This is a genomic window from Pseudomonas purpurea, from assembly GCF_039908635.1.
Taxonomy (GTDB): domain Bacteria; phylum Pseudomonadota; class Gammaproteobacteria; order Pseudomonadales; family Pseudomonadaceae; genus Aquipseudomonas; species Aquipseudomonas purpurea.
This window is the reverse complement of sequence record NZ_CP150918.1, coordinates 3,516,726-3,533,182: the sequence shown is the minus strand read 5'-3', so window position 1 is coordinate 3,533,182 and position 16,457 is coordinate 3,516,726. Positions and strand designations below refer to the sequence as shown.

General features: G+C 61.1%; 8 protein-coding genes and 2 pseudogenes. 8 read left to right on the top strand and 2 right to left on the bottom strand.

Going from position 1 to position 16,457, the window contains the following annotated elements; genetic code table 11:
- The first annotated feature begins 152 nt into the window (after window positions 1–152).
- From AABM54_RS15855 to AABM54_RS15830, 6 genes and pseudogenes are all read left to right on the top strand, one after another.
- Complete coding sequence (locus tag AABM54_RS15855) at window positions 153–3,032, top strand: TonB-dependent receptor (RefSeq protein WP_347900934.1); 2,880 nt, start codon at window positions 153–155, stop codon at window positions 3,030–3,032.
- A gap of 143 nt (window positions 3,033–3,175) precedes the next feature.
- Window positions 3,176–5,029, top strand: coding sequence for an extracellular solute-binding protein (locus tag AABM54_RS15850; RefSeq protein WP_347900932.1), 1,854 nt, complete (start codon window positions 3,176–3,178; stop codon window positions 5,027–5,029).
- The gene (locus AABM54_RS15845) at window positions 5,016–6,080 is read left to right on the top strand and encodes a microcin C ABC transporter permease YejB (protein WP_347900931.1); all 1,065 of its coding nucleotides are present in this window, start codon (window positions 5,016–5,018) and stop codon (window positions 6,078–6,080) included. The genes AABM54_RS15850 and AABM54_RS15845 overlap by 14 nt, the downstream gene beginning before the upstream one ends.
- Complete coding sequence (locus AABM54_RS15840; protein ID WP_347900930.1) at window positions 6,080–7,102, top strand: ABC transporter permease; 1,023 nt, start codon at window positions 6,080–6,082, stop codon at window positions 7,100–7,102. The genes AABM54_RS15845 and AABM54_RS15840 overlap by 1 nt, the downstream gene beginning before the upstream one ends.
- 40 nt (window positions 7,103–7,142) lie before the next feature.
- Window positions 7,143–8,756, top strand: a pseudogene (locus tag AABM54_RS15835) (ABC transporter ATP-binding protein).
- An 85-nt stretch (window positions 8,757–8,841) separates the two neighbouring features.
- Complete coding sequence (locus tag AABM54_RS15830; protein ID WP_347900929.1) at window positions 8,842–9,816, top strand: zeta toxin family protein; 975 nt, start codon at window positions 8,842–8,844, stop codon at window positions 9,814–9,816.
- A 151-nt stretch (window positions 9,817–9,967) separates the two neighbouring features.
- Here the strand turns inward: AABM54_RS15830 and AABM54_RS15825 are convergent, their stop codons facing one another.
- The gene (locus AABM54_RS15825) at window positions 9,968–10,282 is read right to left on the bottom strand and encodes an SCP2 sterol-binding domain-containing protein (RefSeq protein WP_347900927.1); all 315 of its coding nucleotides are present in this window, start codon (window positions 10,280–10,282) and stop codon (window positions 9,968–9,970) included.
- 50 nt (window positions 10,283–10,332) lie between these two features.
- Window positions 10,333–11,043 (bottom strand): histidine phosphatase family protein, encoded by a 711-nt coding sequence (locus AABM54_RS15820; protein WP_347900925.1) that lies wholly within the window; start codon window positions 11,041–11,043, stop codon window positions 10,333–10,335.
- A gap of 204 nt (window positions 11,044–11,247) precedes the next feature.
- Here AABM54_RS15820 and sohB point away from each other — a divergent pair.
- Both sohB and AABM54_RS15810 read left to right on the top strand, forming a co-directional pair.
- Window positions 11,248–12,271 (top strand): annotated as a pseudogene (gene sohB / locus AABM54_RS15815) (protease SohB).
- A 222-nt stretch (window positions 12,272–12,493) separates the two neighbouring features.
- Entirely contained in the window at window positions 12,494–16,432 is a 3,939-nt protein-coding gene (locus AABM54_RS15810) for a DUF6543 domain-containing protein (RefSeq protein WP_347900923.1), read from the top strand.
- Window positions 16,433–16,457 lie beyond the last annotated feature (25 nt).

Here is a 16,457-nt window from a genome sequence, read left to right as displayed (position 1 = left end):
CGCAGGTGATCGTTCCCACGCGCCGCGCACGCCTGGCACGTGGGGGCGATCAAAGGGCATAAGGTCAGCATGCTTCGGTCTAAACGCCGCCCTATAAAAACCCTCTCGCCGTTGCACATCCCTGCATAAACCTAACGCAGGGATGGTTGTCCATGATTCGATTTTCACCCCACAAATCCCCTTTGAGCCTGGCCTTGCTGCTTGCCTTGAACACGTTGCCGGCGCTGGCTGCCAGCAGCGCCGATTTCAATCTGCCGGCCGGTCCTCTGGACCAGACGCTGCTGGGCATTTCCCGGCAGGCTGGCGTGCCGATTTCCTTTGAACAGTCGCGGGTGGCCGGTATTCAGGCGCCGGCGATTCAGGGGCGCCTGACGCAAGCCCAGGCCTTGCATTTGGCCTTGCAGGGCAGCGGCTTGACCGATCAGGCCAGCGCCGATGGCGTGGTGGTGACCGCGGAGCCGCGTAGCGCTACCGTTGCCACGCCGACGGCTTACGCCGAACCGACCACGCAGTTGCAACGGGTCGAAGTCACCGGCACGGCGATTCGCCGGGTCGATGCCGAAACGGCGGTGCCGGTGACCATTCTCAAGGCTGAAGACCTGCGCAAGCAGGGCGTGACCAGCACCGAAGAACTGGTCGGGCGGTTGTCGGGCAACCAGTCGGTGAACAACTCCAGCCGCTCGGTCGGTTCGGACACGGGCGGTGCGTCATTTGCCGATTTGCGCGGCATCGGTTCGAACAAGACCCTGGTGCTGCTCAACGGCCGGCGGTTGGGCAACAACGCCATCGACGGCGCCTCGGTGGACCTCAACACCATTCCCTTCGCGGCCATCGACCGGGTGGAAATCCTGCGCGACGGTGCGTCGGCGCTGTACGGCACCGATGCGATTGGCGGGGTGATCAACTTCATCACCAAGAAGGGTTTGACCGACGGTCAGTTCACCACCGGTTACGAGACGCCGACCCACTCCGGTGGCGGCGACAGCCAGAACTTCAGCGGCAGTTGGGGCTTTGGCGATTTGCAGGAAGACCGCTTCAACGTCTTTGCCGTGGCCAACTACGACAAACAGGAGCACCTGGGGGCCAAGGACCGCGCCTACACCTACAACTACCAGCCAAGCCGTGGCCTGGATTACAGTTCCGGCACCGCCAACCCGGCCAACTGGAGCCAGGGCGCCAACGCCACCAACCCCTTGGCGGCCAGCGGTTGCAACGCGCCGGGGTTGATCGCCCGCAACGGTATTTGCCGCCAGAGCCTGTGGAGTTACCTGGACCTGATCCCGGAAACCGAAAAAACCTCGGTGTTCACCAAGGCCACCGGCAAACTGGCGGACGATCACAACGTCAACCTGGAGTACTTCTGGGCGCGCAACAACAACGAAACCCAGGTCGGCCCGGGCACCCTGACCGGTCAGCACATCAACCCCGGCACGGCGTTCTACCCCGGCAACGGCATCACACCCGGCCCCAACGGCTTTGCCCTGGACGCCACGCAACCGGTGAACGTCAACTGGCGTGAATCGGCCCTCGGCCCGCGTCAGCAGACCTCGCAGAATACCGGCCAGCGGCTGCTGTTGAGTTTCGACGGCAGCGTGGCCGGTTGGGACTATGACGTCGGCGCCTCGTACAACCAGAACAAGGTGATCAGCAGCATCGACAGCGGTTACGTCGATGACCGTGCGGCCGGCGCTGGATTGGCCAATGGCGTCCTCAACCCGTTCGGTCCGCAAACGGCAGGCGGGCAGGCGTACTTGCGCGACAACGCCCTGAGCGGCGATTACCGGACGTCGGTCGGCCGGGTGAAAGGCCTGGACGGCCGCGTCAGCCGCGAGATTGGCGACTGGTTCGGTGCCGGCCCTACCGGCCTGGCGTTGGGCGGCGAGTTTCGCAAGGAAGAATTCCATCAGGACATCGCAGGCTTTGCCGGCAATGTACAGAGCCTGGGCGTGGACCCCAACGCCAGCGTCAGCGGTGACCGGGACTTGAAGGCCCAATACGCCGAAGTCAACGTGCCGGTGCTCGACAGCCTGGAACTGTCCGCGGCCATTCGTCACGACAAGTACAGCGATTTTGGCAGCACCACCAACCCGAAGTACTCGTTCCGCTTCCAGCCGTTCCGTGAGCTGGTGGTGCGGGGCGCCTACAGTGAAGGCTTCCGTGCACCGTCGTTGTATGAGTTGTACAACCCGACTTACACCACCTTCACCAGCGCCAACTACAACGATCCGCGTCTGTGCGCAGGCGGTACGCCAAGCAATGGCGGGATCGCCAACCGCGACTGCGCCCAGCAGTACAACAACAAGACCGGTGGCAACACCGACCTGAGCCCGGAAACTGCCCGCAACGTCACCCTGGGGTTTGTCTATCAGCCGTTCAGTGCGCTGAACGTGGGCGTCGACTTCTGGTGGATCAAGATCGCCAACCAGATCGCCGAGTTCCCCGAATCGGCGGTGTTCGCCAACCCGGATCAGTACGCCGATCGGATCGTGCGCAAGGCCGACGGTTCTATCGATCACGTCGTGACCGGGCTGGCCAACCTGGGCAAGGTCAAGACCAGCGGTGTCGACCTGAGCCTGGATTACCGTTTCCCGGAAAGTGCCTACGGTCAATTCGGCCTGGGCTTGCAGGGCACCTACGTCAGCCGTTACGACTTCCAGCAGCAGATCGGCGGCAAGTACCTGGACAACGTTGGCGACTTCCAGGGCGTCGGCGTCATCGCCCGCTGGAAACACCTAGCGACGGCGACCTGGAGCAAAGGTCCGCTGGGCGCGACGTTGAGCAACCGCTTCACCACCGGTTACAACGACTACGACCGGGAGACGCACGCCCGGGTCGGCTCCTACAACCTGTGGGATTTGTCCGGCACCTACCAATGGCGCAAGACGCTGGGCGTGACCCTCGGGGTGAAAAACCTCTTCGACCGCGAGCCACCGTTCAGCAACCAGACCTACACCTTCCAGAGCGGCTACGACCCGCGCTACACCGACCCGTACGGGCGGACGCTGTTTACGCGGGTCAGTTACAACTTTTGAGGATGTGCTCAATCAATGGTCAGGACGGTTTTTAGTAACCAATGGTTCTAAATGACGCTCTATAAAAACCGCCTGCCTGTTGCACATGACAGGCAGGCGAGCAGCGTCAGCCGTGCTGATCCGGTCTGAAGGATCAAACGCCCATGTCACTACGCCTTGTTTTCGCTTCCTGGCTCGGCCTGCTCGTCAGCCAGGCCTTGCTGGCGGCTCCGCAAACCGCCCTCACGGTCTACGGCGAAGCTCCCAAATACCCAGCCGGTTTCCAGCACTTCGACTACGTCAACCCGGATGCGCCGAAGGGCGGCAGTTTGCGCCGCTCGTCACTGGAAGGCGGGCCGTTCGATCATCTGATTCCGTATGTCGACAAGGGCACCGGCGTCGCCGAAATCGACGGTTGGGTCTACGCGCCGCTGGCCTACCGTTCCAAGGACGAGCCCTACAGCGTGTACGGTCTGGTGGCCCAGCGCATGGAGCTGGCGCCGGACCGCTCGTGGTTGCGGTTTTACCTGAACCCGAACGCACAGTTCGCCGATGGCCGCCCGATCAGCGCCGAGGACGTGCGTTACACCTTCGAATTGCTCACCACCCAGGGCAGCCTCAAGTACCGCCAGCAGTTTGCGGATGTCGGCGAAGTGGTCGTCGAGTCGCCGACCCAGGTGCGGTTCGTCCTTAAAAACAGCGACAGCCGCACTCTGGCACTGGACCTCGCGACCTTGCCGGTGCTGCCGGAGCACTGGTGGCGCACGCGCAACTTTGCCGATGGCGGCGGTTTCGAGGCGCCGCTGGGCAGCGGACCGTATCGCGTCACGTCGGTGGACGCCGGCCGCAGCGTCAACTTCGAGCGGGTCAAACACTGGTGGGGACAGGACTTGCCGGTGTCCCGTGGGCTGTACAACTTTGACAGCCTGCGCGTGGAGTTCTTTGCCGACACCGAGGTGTCCCGGCAGATCCTCAAGGCCGGGGGCTTTGACTACAACCGCGAGTTCTCCGCCACCGGGTTCACCATCGGTTACGCCGGCGCGGCGCTGGACGAGGGACGGTTGCAACGTGAGCACCTGGCCCCCGGTGCGGCGCAGGGCGCGCAGGGGTTCATCTTCAACCTGCAAAAGCCGATGTTTCAGGACCGTCGCGTGCGCCAGGCGATTGCGCTGCTGTGGGATTTCGAATGGAGCAATCGGCAAATGATGCGCGGCATGTACATGCGCCAGCGCAGTTACTTTTCCCAAAGCGAGTTGTCGGCGGTGGCGTTGCCAGGAGCCGAAGAGTTGAAAATCCTCGAACCCTGGCGCGGGAAGATCCCCGACGAGGTGTTCAGCCAGGTGTTCGAGGCACCGCACACCGACGGCAGCGGGATTGTCCGTGGTCAGCAGTTGCAGGCCCTCAAATTACTGGAAGAGGCTGGCTGGACGCCCAAGGGCGATCAACTGGTGAACGCTGCCGGCGAACCCTTGCACTTCACCTTCCTCAATGGCCAGAAAGGTTTTGAGCGGTTGCTGCTGCCGTTCAAACGCAACCTGGCGCAGATCGGCATCGGCTTCGACATCCGCCAGGTCGACACGGCCCAGTACACCAATCGGGTGCGCAGCCGCGACTACGACATGATCGTCGTCGGCTACCCGGTGACCCAGGCCCCGGGCCGCGAGATGTTCAATTACTTCGGCGCCGAGGGGGCTGACGATCCGGGCTCCAACAACTACATGGTGCTGCGCGACGCGGCGGTCGACGGACTGCTCACCGGGTTGGTCCAGGCCGACAGCCGCGCCAGCATGCTCAACCACGCCCGCGCACTGGATCGGGTGTTGCAGTGGGGCTACTACTGGATTCCCAACTATTACCCGCCGGGGATTTCCACGGTCTGGTGGAACCGTTTCGGCCGTCCGGCAATTGCGCCGCGGTATGACGTGGGGCTGGAAACCTGGTGGGAAATCAGCCCTCAGGCGTTGAGCCAATCCCAGATGAAACAGCGCACTCAGGAGTATTCCCATGTTGGCTTATAGCGTGCGGCGGTTGCTGCTGATCGTGCCGACGTTGCTGTGCATCCTGTTGGTCAATTTCGCCATCGTCCAGGCTGCGCCGGGTGGTCCGGTGGAGCAGGCCATTGCCCGGCTCCAGGGGATTGGCGTGTCGTTGGCCGTGGGTGGCGGGCATGTCGAAAGCGTCGGTGGCGAGTCCCGCGCCACCCGAGGGCTGGACCCCAAACTGGTGGCCGATATCGAGCGTCAGTACGGCTTCGACAAACCGGCGAGTGAACGCTTGTGGCTGATGCTCAAGAGCTATGCGCGGCTGGACTTCGGTTCGAGTTTCTTCCGGGGCGCCACGGTCACCGAGCTGATCGCGCAGAAGCTTCCAGTGACCTTGTCGCTGGGGTTGTGGGCGACGCTCATCACTTACCTGGTGTCGATCCCGCTGGGGATTCGCAAGGCCATTCACCACGGCTCGGCGTTCGACGTCTGGAGCAGTGCGGCGATCATCGTCGGTTACGCGATGCCGGGGTTTCTGTTCGCGTTGCTGCTGATCGTGGTGTTCGGCGGGGGCACGGCGCTGGACTGGTTTCCGGTGCGGGGGCTGGTCTCGGAAAACTTCGATCAGCTGTCGGCGCCGGGCAAAGTCGCCGACTACTTCTGGCACTTGGTGCTGCCGGTCAGCGCGCTGGTGATCGGCGGTTTCGCAACGTTGACCCTGCTTACCAAAAACAGCTTCCTCAATGAGATTTCCAGGCTCTACGTGGTGACGGCCCGCGCCAAGGGGCTGAGCGAACGGCGGGTGCTGTACGGCCATGTGTTCCGCAACGCCATGCTGTTGGTGGTCGCCGGTTTGCCCCAGGCCTTGGTGACGGTGTTTTTCGGCGGTTCGCTGCTGATCGAGGTGATCTTCTCCCTCGATGGCCTGGGCCGCATGAGTTACGAAGCAGCAGTGGCGCGGGACTACCCGGTGGTGTTCGGTTCGCTGTTCATTTTCACCCTGTTCGGCCTGCTGATAAAACTGCTCGGCGACCTCTGCTACAGCCTGGTCGACCCGCGCATCGACTTTTCCGCGAGGACTGCCTGATGGTTGCGTTGTCTCCTGTGGGCCAGCGCCGCTGGCAGCGTTTCAAGGCGCATCGCCGTGGTTGGTGGTCGTTGTGGCTGTTCCTTGGGTTGTTCGGGCTGAGTCTGGGCGGTGAACTGCTGGCCAACGACAAACCGCTGCTGGTGTCCTATGAGGGCCAGTGGTACTTCCCGGCGTTCAAGCGCTACACCGAGCAGGATTTCGGCGGGCAACTGCCGTTTCAGCCGGACTATCGCAGCGCCTCGGTGCGCCAGTTGATCGAAGGGCAGGGCGGGTGGTTGCTGTTTGCGCCGATCCCGTTCGACTTCGACACACTCAACTACGACCTGACCGAGCCAGCGCCAAGCCCGCCCTCCGCACAGAACTGGCTGGGCACCGACGACCAGGCCCGTGACGTGTTGGCGCGGGTGATTTTCGGCACGCGGGTGTCGCTGTTGTTTGCCCTGGCACTGACCGCTGTCAGCGCGCTGATCGGCATCGTTGCCGGGGCGTTGCAAGGGTATTACGGCGGCTGGGTCGACTTGCTCGGCCAGCGTTTGCTGGAGGTCTGGTCGGGGCTGCCGGTGTTGTACCTGCTGATCATTTTGTCGGGTTTCGTCGAACCGAATTTCTGGTGGCTGTTGGGGATCATGGCGCTGTTCTCCTGGCTCAGCCTGGTCGACGTGGTGCGCGCCGAGTTCCTGCGCAGCCGTAGCCTGGAGTACGTGAAAGCCGCGCGGGCCCTGGGTGTCGGTGACGGCCAGGTGATGTGGCGCCACATCCTGCCGAACGCCATGAGTGCCACGCTGACCTACTTGCCGTTCATCCTCACGGGTGCGATTGCCACGTTGTCTGCCCTGGATTTTCTCGGTTTCGGCATGCCGGCGGGCAGTGCCTCGCTGGGTGAACTGATCGGCCAGGGCAAAAACAACCTGCAAGCCCCGTGGCTGGGGCTGACGGCTTTTTTTGCCTTGGCGCTGATTCTTTCCCTGCTGGTGTTTATCGGCGAAGCCTGCCGCGATGCGTTTGATCCGCGATCTTGATCCGCTTTTTTGATTTCCGATTCTGAGCCGAGAACCTGACATGAGCGAAAACCTGATTGAACTGCGTAACCTGCGAATCGCCTTCAACGCGGGCGAAGTGGTCCACGGCATTGACCTGGACATTCGCCCTGGCGAGTGCCTGGCGTTGGTGGGCGAATCCGGCTCCGGCAAGTCGGTGACGGCCCACAGCGTCCTGCAATTGCTTGACCCGGCCACCACCCGTATCGACGGCAGCATCCGTTATCACGGAGAATAACTGTTGGGCGCCTCGGCCAAACGTCTGCAGCAACTGCGCGGCAATCGCATCGCGATGATCTTCCAGGAGCCGATGAGTTCGCTCAATCCGCTGCACACCGTGGAGCGGCAACTGGGTGAAACCTTGAGCCTGCACAAAGGGCTGGCGGGCATTGCGGCGCGCAAACGCATTCTGGAACTGCTGGAAATGGTCGGCATCGCGCAGCCCACAACCCGACTCAAGGCTTATCCCCATCAACTCTCCGGCGGCCAGCGGCAACGGGTGATGATTGCCATGGCGCTGGCCTGCGAACCGGAACTGCTGATCGCCGACGAGCCGACCACCGCGCTGGATGTCACGGTGCAACGCAAGATCCTGCGGCTGCTCAAGGACCTGCAACAGCGGCTGGGCATGGCGTTGCTGATCATCAGCCACGACCTCAATCTGGTGCGCAACATCGCCCAGCGCGTGGCGGTGATGCGCGGCGGGGAGATCGTCGAGCAGGCCGATTGCGAATGGTTGTTCTGCGCGCCGCAGCATCCTTACAGCATTCAATTGCTCAATGCCGAACCTCAGGGACGTGCGTTACCCGGCCCGGCCACGGAAACCGTGCTCGATGTGCGGCAGTTGAAAGTCTGGTTCGATCAGGGCGGCGGATGGCTGCGCCCCAGGCGCTACCTCAAAGCGGTGGACGGCATCGACCTGCAACTGCAACGGGGCAAAACGCTGGGCATCGTCGGCGAGTCGGGTTCGGGCAAGTCCACGCTGGGCCAGGCGATCCTGCGGCTGATCGACGCCGAGGGCAGCATTCGCTTTCAGGGGCAGGCGCTGGAGACCCTGAGCGGCAAACAACTGCGCCCGTTGCGCAAGCGCCTGCAAGTGGTTTTCCAGGACCCGTTCGGCAGCCTCAGCCCGCGCCTGAGCGTGCAACAGATCATCGCCGAAGGTTTGCAGGTGCACAGCGACCTGAATGCCGAGCAACGGGAGCAAGCGGTGATCGAGGTGCTGCACGAAGTGGGCCTCGACCCGGCGACCCGACACCGCTATCCCCACGAGTTTTCCGGTGGCCAGCGCCAACGTATCGCTATCGCTCGGGCGTTGGTGCTCAAGCCCGACCTGATCCTGCTCGACGAACCAACCTCGGCACTCGACCGCACGGTACAAAAGCAGGTCGTGGCGTTGTTGCGGCGGTTGCAGCAAGAGCATGGCCTGACCTATCTGTTCATCAGCCACGATTTGGCGGTGGTGCAGGCGCTGGCCCATGACCTGATCGTAATGAAGGACGGCCAGGTGCTGGAGCGCGGGGCCACGGATGAGCTGTTCCGCTCGGCGCGGCACCCGTACACGCGAGAGTTGTTGGCGGCGTCGTTTGTCGGCGGCGACGTGATTTCGAGGTCTGCCGAGGCGGTAACTATCTAGGGTTTTATGCGGCGCACCAGCCGGTAAAGTGAGGGCCGGGCTTCAGGACGAGGACCGCTCATTCACTTAAAGGAAGTTCATTTCGGTGCCTACTCAAAACGACTATTCATACACGGACGCAGAGGTCCACGAGGCGTTCCTCGCGATCAGCGCCGGGCTGTTCAGCTGCAAGGTCATCAGCACCGACCCCAAGATGCTGATTGTGGCCGGCATCCAGGGCTCGGGGAAAACCTATCTGCTGGAAGAGTCATTGCTCAAGACCGGCCGTTACGCGAACTACATCCGGCTGTACCTGCCCGAGTACCGCAAAAAACACCCTCACTATGCGCAGATGGAGCCCAAGGGCGTGCTGCACGTGTACGAACACACCGAGGGTTTTGTGCGAGCGGTGTGCGCGAAGATTTTTGGAAAAGCTTACGGCGAGCAGTACAGCATCATCATGGAGTCGGCACTGGACACCGCAGACTTTGCGGCATTCCCGCCGCTGGCCGTGGCGGCGGGTTACCAATTTGAAGTGCATGTGGTGGCTTGCAAAAAAGAGTTCACCCATTTGTCAACGATCACCCGTGGCCTGCACAGTCTCAAGGACAAGCAACTGGAGCGCTTTCTCAAGGCTTCGGAGCTGGACGCCAGCCTGGGCAATGCGCAGGTGGTACTGGATGCTTTCGAGAACGCCTGCGCGCAGAAAATCGGCGCTGAAATCACCCTTTACGAGCGTGGGTTCGGTGAGCTCAAAGCGCGTAAAGTCGTGTGCCGCAGCCTGTGTGATGCGGTCGGCAAACTGACCCCGCAATCGGTGGTCGACCGTAAGGGCGTCACCCTGGCAGCGGCTGACAACACGGTCGCGATCGAACGTGCGCCCGGCACCGTTGCACGGACCTGCCATGCGGCCTACACCACTCTGGTGAATGCTGAAATCAGCCTGCGGCGTGATCGTCGGGAAATGGTCTGGGACTGTCAGTTGGCGCTGCTGGATGCGCCACGGCTGCACAACCCGCAGGTGCCGGGGTTTGTTTATACCGACCTGGTGAGTTACGTGTTCAAGCATTTGCATCATTGATTCCCCCGACGGGCAGCCCCGGGAATCACTGTCGCTCAATCGCAAGTCGATGCCGGGTCAGCAATTTAGAACCTGTAGAAACGACGAATCCCGCCATCAGGCGGGACTCGTATGCAGCCGCAGATGGCTCCTGAAACCAGGAGCCAATGCCTTAGGCCGGGAACAGCTCGGACAGTTTCATGGCCAGCATCATGTCGCCTTCAGCGCGCAGTTTGCCGCCCATGAACGCCTGCATGCCGTCGGTCGAACCGTCGACGATGCCTTCCAGGGTTTCACCGTCCATCACCAGAGTCACCTGGGCGTCCGGGTTCACGCCTTCTTGCAGGTCGCAGGTGCCGTCTTTGACGATCAGCGAGAAGTTCTTTTCTTCGTCGATGCGGAAACCGAAAACCAGGTCCAGGCCGGCAGCAGCGGCTGGGTTGAACTTGGCTTTCATTGCTTGTACGGCGTCAGCTACGGAGGTCATGGTTCGATCCTTTTATGAAGTGTTACAGCAAGGGTCACAGTTATCCGGACTCAGCGAAAGGTGATGAGTTCCGGGGCCTTCAACAGTTGCAGGTGTGCATGACTGTTGAAGGAAGCCAGGGACACCTCGCGACCACGAAACTTGAGTTGGTTGAGCGAGGTGTTAACGATTTGCCAGTTCAATTCAAACGCCTGCCTGGCCGGCATTTGGGTCATCAGGTGGAGCAGGGCCGTGATGGTGCCGCCGGAGGTGAACACGGCGATTTGCTGGGTGTCATCGGCCCGGTCGAGAATACGTTGCAGACCGCCCTGAACCCGCTCGACAAAACCCAGCCAGCTTTCCAGACCCGGTGGGTCGTAGGTGCCGGCGAGCCAGCGCTCGATGATCAAGGCGAAGATGCGTTGGAACTCGCCACGGTTTTGCGCGGCATTACGCAGGATGTGCAGGGCTTCGGGTTCCTGGGGCAGCATGTCCGGCAGCAGCGCCCGAATGACTGCCTCGGCGTCGAACTCGTTGAATGCGGCGTCAATCTCCAGGGGCGGTACCGGCAGGCCCGCAGTGGTGAACTGTGCCAGCGCACTGTTGGCGGTGTGTTGCTGGCGACGCAGGTCACCTGACAGGCAGCGATCGAAATTCAGGCCCAGTTCCGCCAGATGGCTGCCGAGCACTTCTGCCTGGCGAATGCCGGTCGGCGACAGCACGTCGTAGTCGTGCGCACCGAAGGAGGCCTGGCCATGTCGAATCAAATAGATGCTGCCCACGTCCGCGTCGTCCCGGTACGTTGAAGGTTTGGCGAGGTTATGAGGATGCCGGTGAGCTGTCAATGAAAAAACATACGCTTGTTTGAAATGCTCGTTGGAGGGCCGTTACCGGAGGTTTCACGACTGGCCGCGACGCGGTCCCATGGGTATGCTGACGGTATCTCGCGCTTGCGTTCAGCGGCGCACCGTATTTAAGGAGCCCCTGTGGAGTTTTTCGCCGAGTACGCCAGTTTTCTGGCCAAAACCGTCACCCTGGTCATCGCCATTCTGGTGGTGCTGGCGAGTTTTGCAGCGTTGCGCAGCAAAGGACGGCGCAAGTCGGCCGGTCAGTTGCAGGTCAGCAAGCTCAACGATTTCTACAAAGACTTGCGTGAACGCCTTGAACAGACGTTGCTCGACAAGGACCAGCTCAAGGCCTTGCGCAAATCCGAAGCCAAATCCGAGAAAAAACAGAAGAAGAAACCCGAGGCCAAGCCACGGGTGTTCGTGCTGGATTTTGACGGCGACATCAAGGCGTCGGCCACCGAAAGCCTGCGCCACGAAATCACCGCACTGCTGAGCCTGGCCACGTCCAAGGACGAAGTGGTGTTGCGCCTGGAAAGCGGCGGCGGCATGGTCCACAGCTATGGCCTTGCGTCTTCGCAATTGGCGCGGATCCGTCAGGGCCGGCGTGCCATTGACCGTGTGTATCGACAAGGTCGCGGCGAGCGGCGGCTACATGATGGCGTGTATCGGCGAGAAAATTATCAGTGCGCCGTTCGCCATTCTTGGATCAATCGGTGTGGTAGCTCAGTTGCCCAACGTCAACCGCCTGCTGAAAAAACACGACATCGACTTTGAAGTGCTGACCGCCGGTGAGTACAAACGCACCTTGACCGTGTTTGGCGAAAACACCGAGAAGGGCCGTGAGAAATTCCAGGAAGACCTGGACGTCACCCATGAACTGTTCAAGAACTTCGTTTCGCGCTATCGCCCGCAACTGGCCATTGATGAAGTGGCAACCGGTGAAGTCTGGCTGGGTGTCGCCGCACTGGATAAACGCCTGGTGGATGAGCTGAAAACCAGCGACGAGTACCTCGCTGAGCGCGCCAAGGGGGCGGAGCTGTTTCACCTGCACTACGCCGAGCGCAAAAGCCTGCAAGAACGTGTCGGCCTGGCCGCCAGCGGCTCGGTTGATCGTTTGCTGCTGACCTGGTGGAGCCGTTTGACCCAGCAGCGCTTCTGGTAAGAACCCCCGAGGCCTTTCCCGTCGAGTCGGCGGGCAAGGTTTTTGGAATGGAACGTCGGGTGCAATGCCCGACGTTTGCAAAAAGTCGCGCAGCACTTATCCCTTCTTCCAATACGTTTCAGGCTGTCGTGTTTTCGAACCTGATTGAAGACATTTCCTGCATTTGATTCTGCGAGCGACGCATAAGCTTTCAACTCCCCAGTCAACTGCAAAGGATTGCAAATGAGGGCGTTCGACAGTCAAAGCCATTCCGACCCAAAGCCAGTCTCTCCTGCCACCCGTGAACGGTTTTCCAGCCTCGCGCTGGACACCGTGCTGCCCATGACCCCGGCGCAATTCGCCGCAAAAATGATTGAAGACCGTTGGGGCCCAGAGCCGCTGTCGGCTCAACTGGTCGACCTCGTTTACGATTTTCAGGCGTACCCCGCACAACAGGGCGTTCACCTGGGCAAGGTTCGAACGACCCAAACCCTCGTTCAGGCGTTGCTGAGCAATTACCAGACCGTGGGGGCAGGGCGTTTTGGCGAGACGGCGTTCGGTCTGTACACGCCGCCTGTCGTGGGGCCACAGGTCCGGATTGTCGAGGTGGACGAATCCGTCAATCCAGGGGGTGGCTACAACGATTACGAGGGCATTTACCGTCGTACCGAGCCGCAAGTCTATGGGCCAGGGACGCAGCTCAAGCTGCAACCTGCCGAGTTCAAGAAGTGGGTGTGGACGCTGGAGTTCAAGGACCAATTCACGACCTACCTCAATCGCTCCTGGCCGTCCGATGAGGCCATTCTGGCAAGGCACGCCTACCCGTTGCGCAGCGCAGTGAAGGCTGCATTTGTCATGGCCGCGTACCTGCAACATCAGGAAAACAGCCTGAGCGACGACGCGCTCGGCGTCGCGTTGCTGGCCGCCGGGCTTGAGGCCGGGCAATCATGGGAGCATCTCACGGCGGGGCAGTTGCAGTCCGTTTCCATCACCGGGCCAGCCTTGGAGGTGGCCCGCTTGAGCCTTTATCGCTACGTCTCAACCGACATCTGGTGTTTCAGGCGCAGGACCAGCCAACGGCTTTTGCTTTATGTTCCCGGCAACGCTTCGCCCTTCCACGAGTTTTCCGACCATCAGGCGCTGTGCCGATGGGTCGTGGATGCGGCAAGAGACCGCGCGAAAAAGCAGGCACTGGCCGCGCACTTTACTGACGATGATCAACAGGACGGCACGTTTCACAGTGGGGTGCTGAGTGCCCTCGACGGCATGGCGGTTTATCCCCGGCAGCATCGGATGAACAAGGGCCACGGTTTTTTCAACGACGATGGCTATTGGGCCCCGGCTGACTACGTTCATGTCGAGCCGTCGCCACCGACTGACCCTTTCGCGCAGTGGGTGTTGGTCATGAAGCAGGCAGCGCTGGCGAGCATTGAAACCATTCGTGACGACGCACAGGTCAACCGTGACGATTTGAGCGCGGTGGTCGAACCGGTTGTGCAATGGATCAACCGCTTCGGCCCCTTGGCCTTGTTTGTTCCAGGGGGCGAGGGGCTGCTGGGGTTGGCCGGTTTGATCGATGCCGGTTATGGCCTGGCCGAGGCGGTTGATGGCAAGACACCCGAGGAGCGATCCGCCGGCATCACGCGTACCGTGTTCGGTTTGCTCAATGCGCTGCCGTTGGCTGTGGCGGGTGTTGCCGTCAAGAGTGAAGAGCAGGCAGCCGTTGCCACTACCGCACCGCAAGAGCCAGGCCTCTCACCGGATGTTATCGATGGCCCCCTTCGGGCTGAGCCCATCCTGGATGGGGTGGCGCCCACCTTGTCACTTGACGAGCGCACCCGGTTGTTGCGGGGTATTGGCCCAGGTGTCGAGTCATTCAACGATGAGGTCCTGGCCCAGATTGGTCACGTCAGTGCGGTGGACGATGACGTATTGCGCCTGATACACGCGGGGCAGCGGGCACCGTCTCCGGTGCTGGCGGACACTATCAGTCGCTTCACGATCGACCGGGACTTGCAGCAAGTCATTGGTCAACTGCCCGAGGGCGCATTGGAGAGCGAACAGGCAAAGGGCTCGCGCGCGGCAAGGTTCAACGCACGTTATGAGGCGCTACAGCAATCCGATCACGCGATTGTGAAGCTGTTTCGACACGAGTATCCAGGCTTGCCGAAAAGTGCGGTGGAGCAAATGCTCGACAGGTCGGGGGTGGACATCGATGTGCCCCACCCACTGGCAGACACCAAGCGAGTGCTGGGGCAGTTGCGCAGCAAGGCGCAACAGTATGAGCAACATGTGCGCCTGTGCCGTGCCTATGAAGGGCTGTATCTGAAATCGGTCAAAAATGCCGACACCGACGTACTCGTCTTGCATACGTTGGAACGGCTGCCGGGCTGGTCGCGAGACATCCGCATCGAGGTGCTCGACGGGGAAGCCGGAGCGAAGGTGCTGGACAGCATGGGGCCTCAAGGTGCCGCCGTTCGGTGGCAACTGATCAGGCAGGGCGCCCGGTATCAGCGACACACGCCGCAGGGGATAGTCGATACCGCTGATTTTGATCAGGCGCTGCTCGGTCTTTTGCCGCAAGAGCAACGTTCCGCGCTGGGGTTGCGTCCCCAGGATGAATGGCACGATTTGCAGCTCAAGATCCGCGAGAGCGCACTGCCGCGCTCCGAGCTGATGCTCGGGCTGCACCGGATGGACTCCGGGTTGACGTTCCGGCGTATCGGGTTGCGAGGCGGTGGTTTCCCAGGCACTGGCCAGCCCGGGGAGCTGTCCACAGAGATCATGAGGCTCCAGGTCAAAGAGATTTATCCTGCTTTTACGAGTGAGCAAGCGGATGAGTTTCTGTTGAATGCGGGTGCCCAGGCTCAGGCTGATCTTTATCGGTTGAGGTTGCAGGCCGAGCAACTGCGAGTCGACATCACCGGTTGGGTCGAAGACGTAAGCGATGCTGTCGAGGATATGGATATCGAGCTTTTGTTGGCGGGGGATGAGGAAGCGCAGGGAATGAGCGAGGCCGACATCGAGGCGGAGAATGACGCGCGCATCGATGAGTGGATGGAGCTTGAGCGCGAGGCCCGATATGAGCTGGCCGAGGAACTGATCGCCATTTGGCAAAAGCGTAGCGGGCCAGCCAGCAGGGTCTATCGGGACGGTCGGTTTATCGGCTTTCACCTGGACATGGACTTTGAGCAGATGCACAGCCTCCCGCAACTCAACGTCAAGTTGAACGACGTGGTGGCGCTCACCATGCCGAATTTCGAGTTGAAGCAGCGCGGTAGCCTTAACGGATTCCTTGAGTGTTTTCCCAATCTGCGCACCTTGAATATGCAGGGCGTCGATTTACGCCTGTTTGATCAGAATGGAATCGAGGTTGGTCGCTTGCCGCCTGCCATCGCTCAGTTGCCTCTGCTTGAAGTGCTTAATCTAAAGGCGACCAGGCTGGTCCTGACGGAGGAAACTGCTGGCCAACTCGCCGGGCTGAAACGACTTCAGGTTCTTGATCTCAGCGAAAACCCGCTCGGTGTTCCGCCGCTGGTGATTCAGATGACGGGATTACGTCAACTCATGCTGCGCGGGGCAGGTCTCAAGTCTTGCCCGATCGGCATACTCGATCGTCCTTACCTGGAACGGCTGGACCTGCGTGATAACCAGATTACCCGAGTGCCGGAAGCGGTTCGAAAGCAGTCGGTGGTCAAGGGTAACGTCTTGCTTGCGGGCAATCCGTTAACGGATGAAGACAGTTTGCAGTGGGTCATCGACCATCGCAAACAGACCGGGATCAATCTATGGATGGGGCCGGGGGCTGAGGGTGTTGTTCGGCTAGCCCCATGGTTGACGGGGCTTTCTGGAGAGCAAGCGACACAGCAGATACCGCGTTGGCAGCGTATTTTGGCAAAAGAGGGCAGCAGCCGCTTTTTCGGCACTCTGGAAGTACTGACGCGCACAGCGGATTTCCAGGTGGATTACGCAGCGTTACAGAGGCGTGTGTGGCGCATGCTGGACGAAATGGATGCGTCGCAGGGGCTTTGCCAGGCGTTGTTTCATGATGTGGAATGGGCGGCCCTCGATGGAGATAACCCGTTTTCCAGTTTCGAACGACTGGAAGACAGAATCACTTCATTCAAGGAGCTGTCGGTGAAAAAAGCCAGGCTCGATGGCGAGGCTCTTCAAGCGCCGTAGGCGGAGCGGGGGGCTGTAGCCGACA

Excerpts from the sequence above, each read along its gene's own strand:
- AABM54_RS15855 (WP_347900934.1), top strand. The coding sequence starts at position 153 with ATGATTCGATTTTCACCCCACAAATCCCCTTTGAGCCTGGCCTTGCTG.
- AABM54_RS15850 (WP_347900932.1), top strand. The coding sequence starts at position 3,176 with ATGTCACTACGCCTTGTTTTCGCTTCCTGGCTCGGCCTGCTCGTCAGC.
- AABM54_RS15845 (WP_347900931.1), top strand. The coding sequence starts at position 5,016 with ATGTTGGCTTATAGCGTGCGGCGGTTGCTGCTGATCGTGCCGACGTTG.
- AABM54_RS15840 (WP_347900930.1), top strand. The coding sequence starts at position 6,080 with ATGGTTGCGTTGTCTCCTGTGGGCCAGCGCCGCTGGCAGCGTTTCAAG.
- AABM54_RS15825 (WP_347900927.1), bottom strand. The coding sequence starts at position 10,282 with ATGACCTCCGTAGCTGACGCCGTACAAGCAATGAAAGCCAAGTTCAAC.
- AABM54_RS15810 (WP_347900923.1), top strand. The coding sequence starts at position 12,494 with ATGAGGGCGTTCGACAGTCAAAGCCATTCCGACCCAAAGCCAGTCTCT.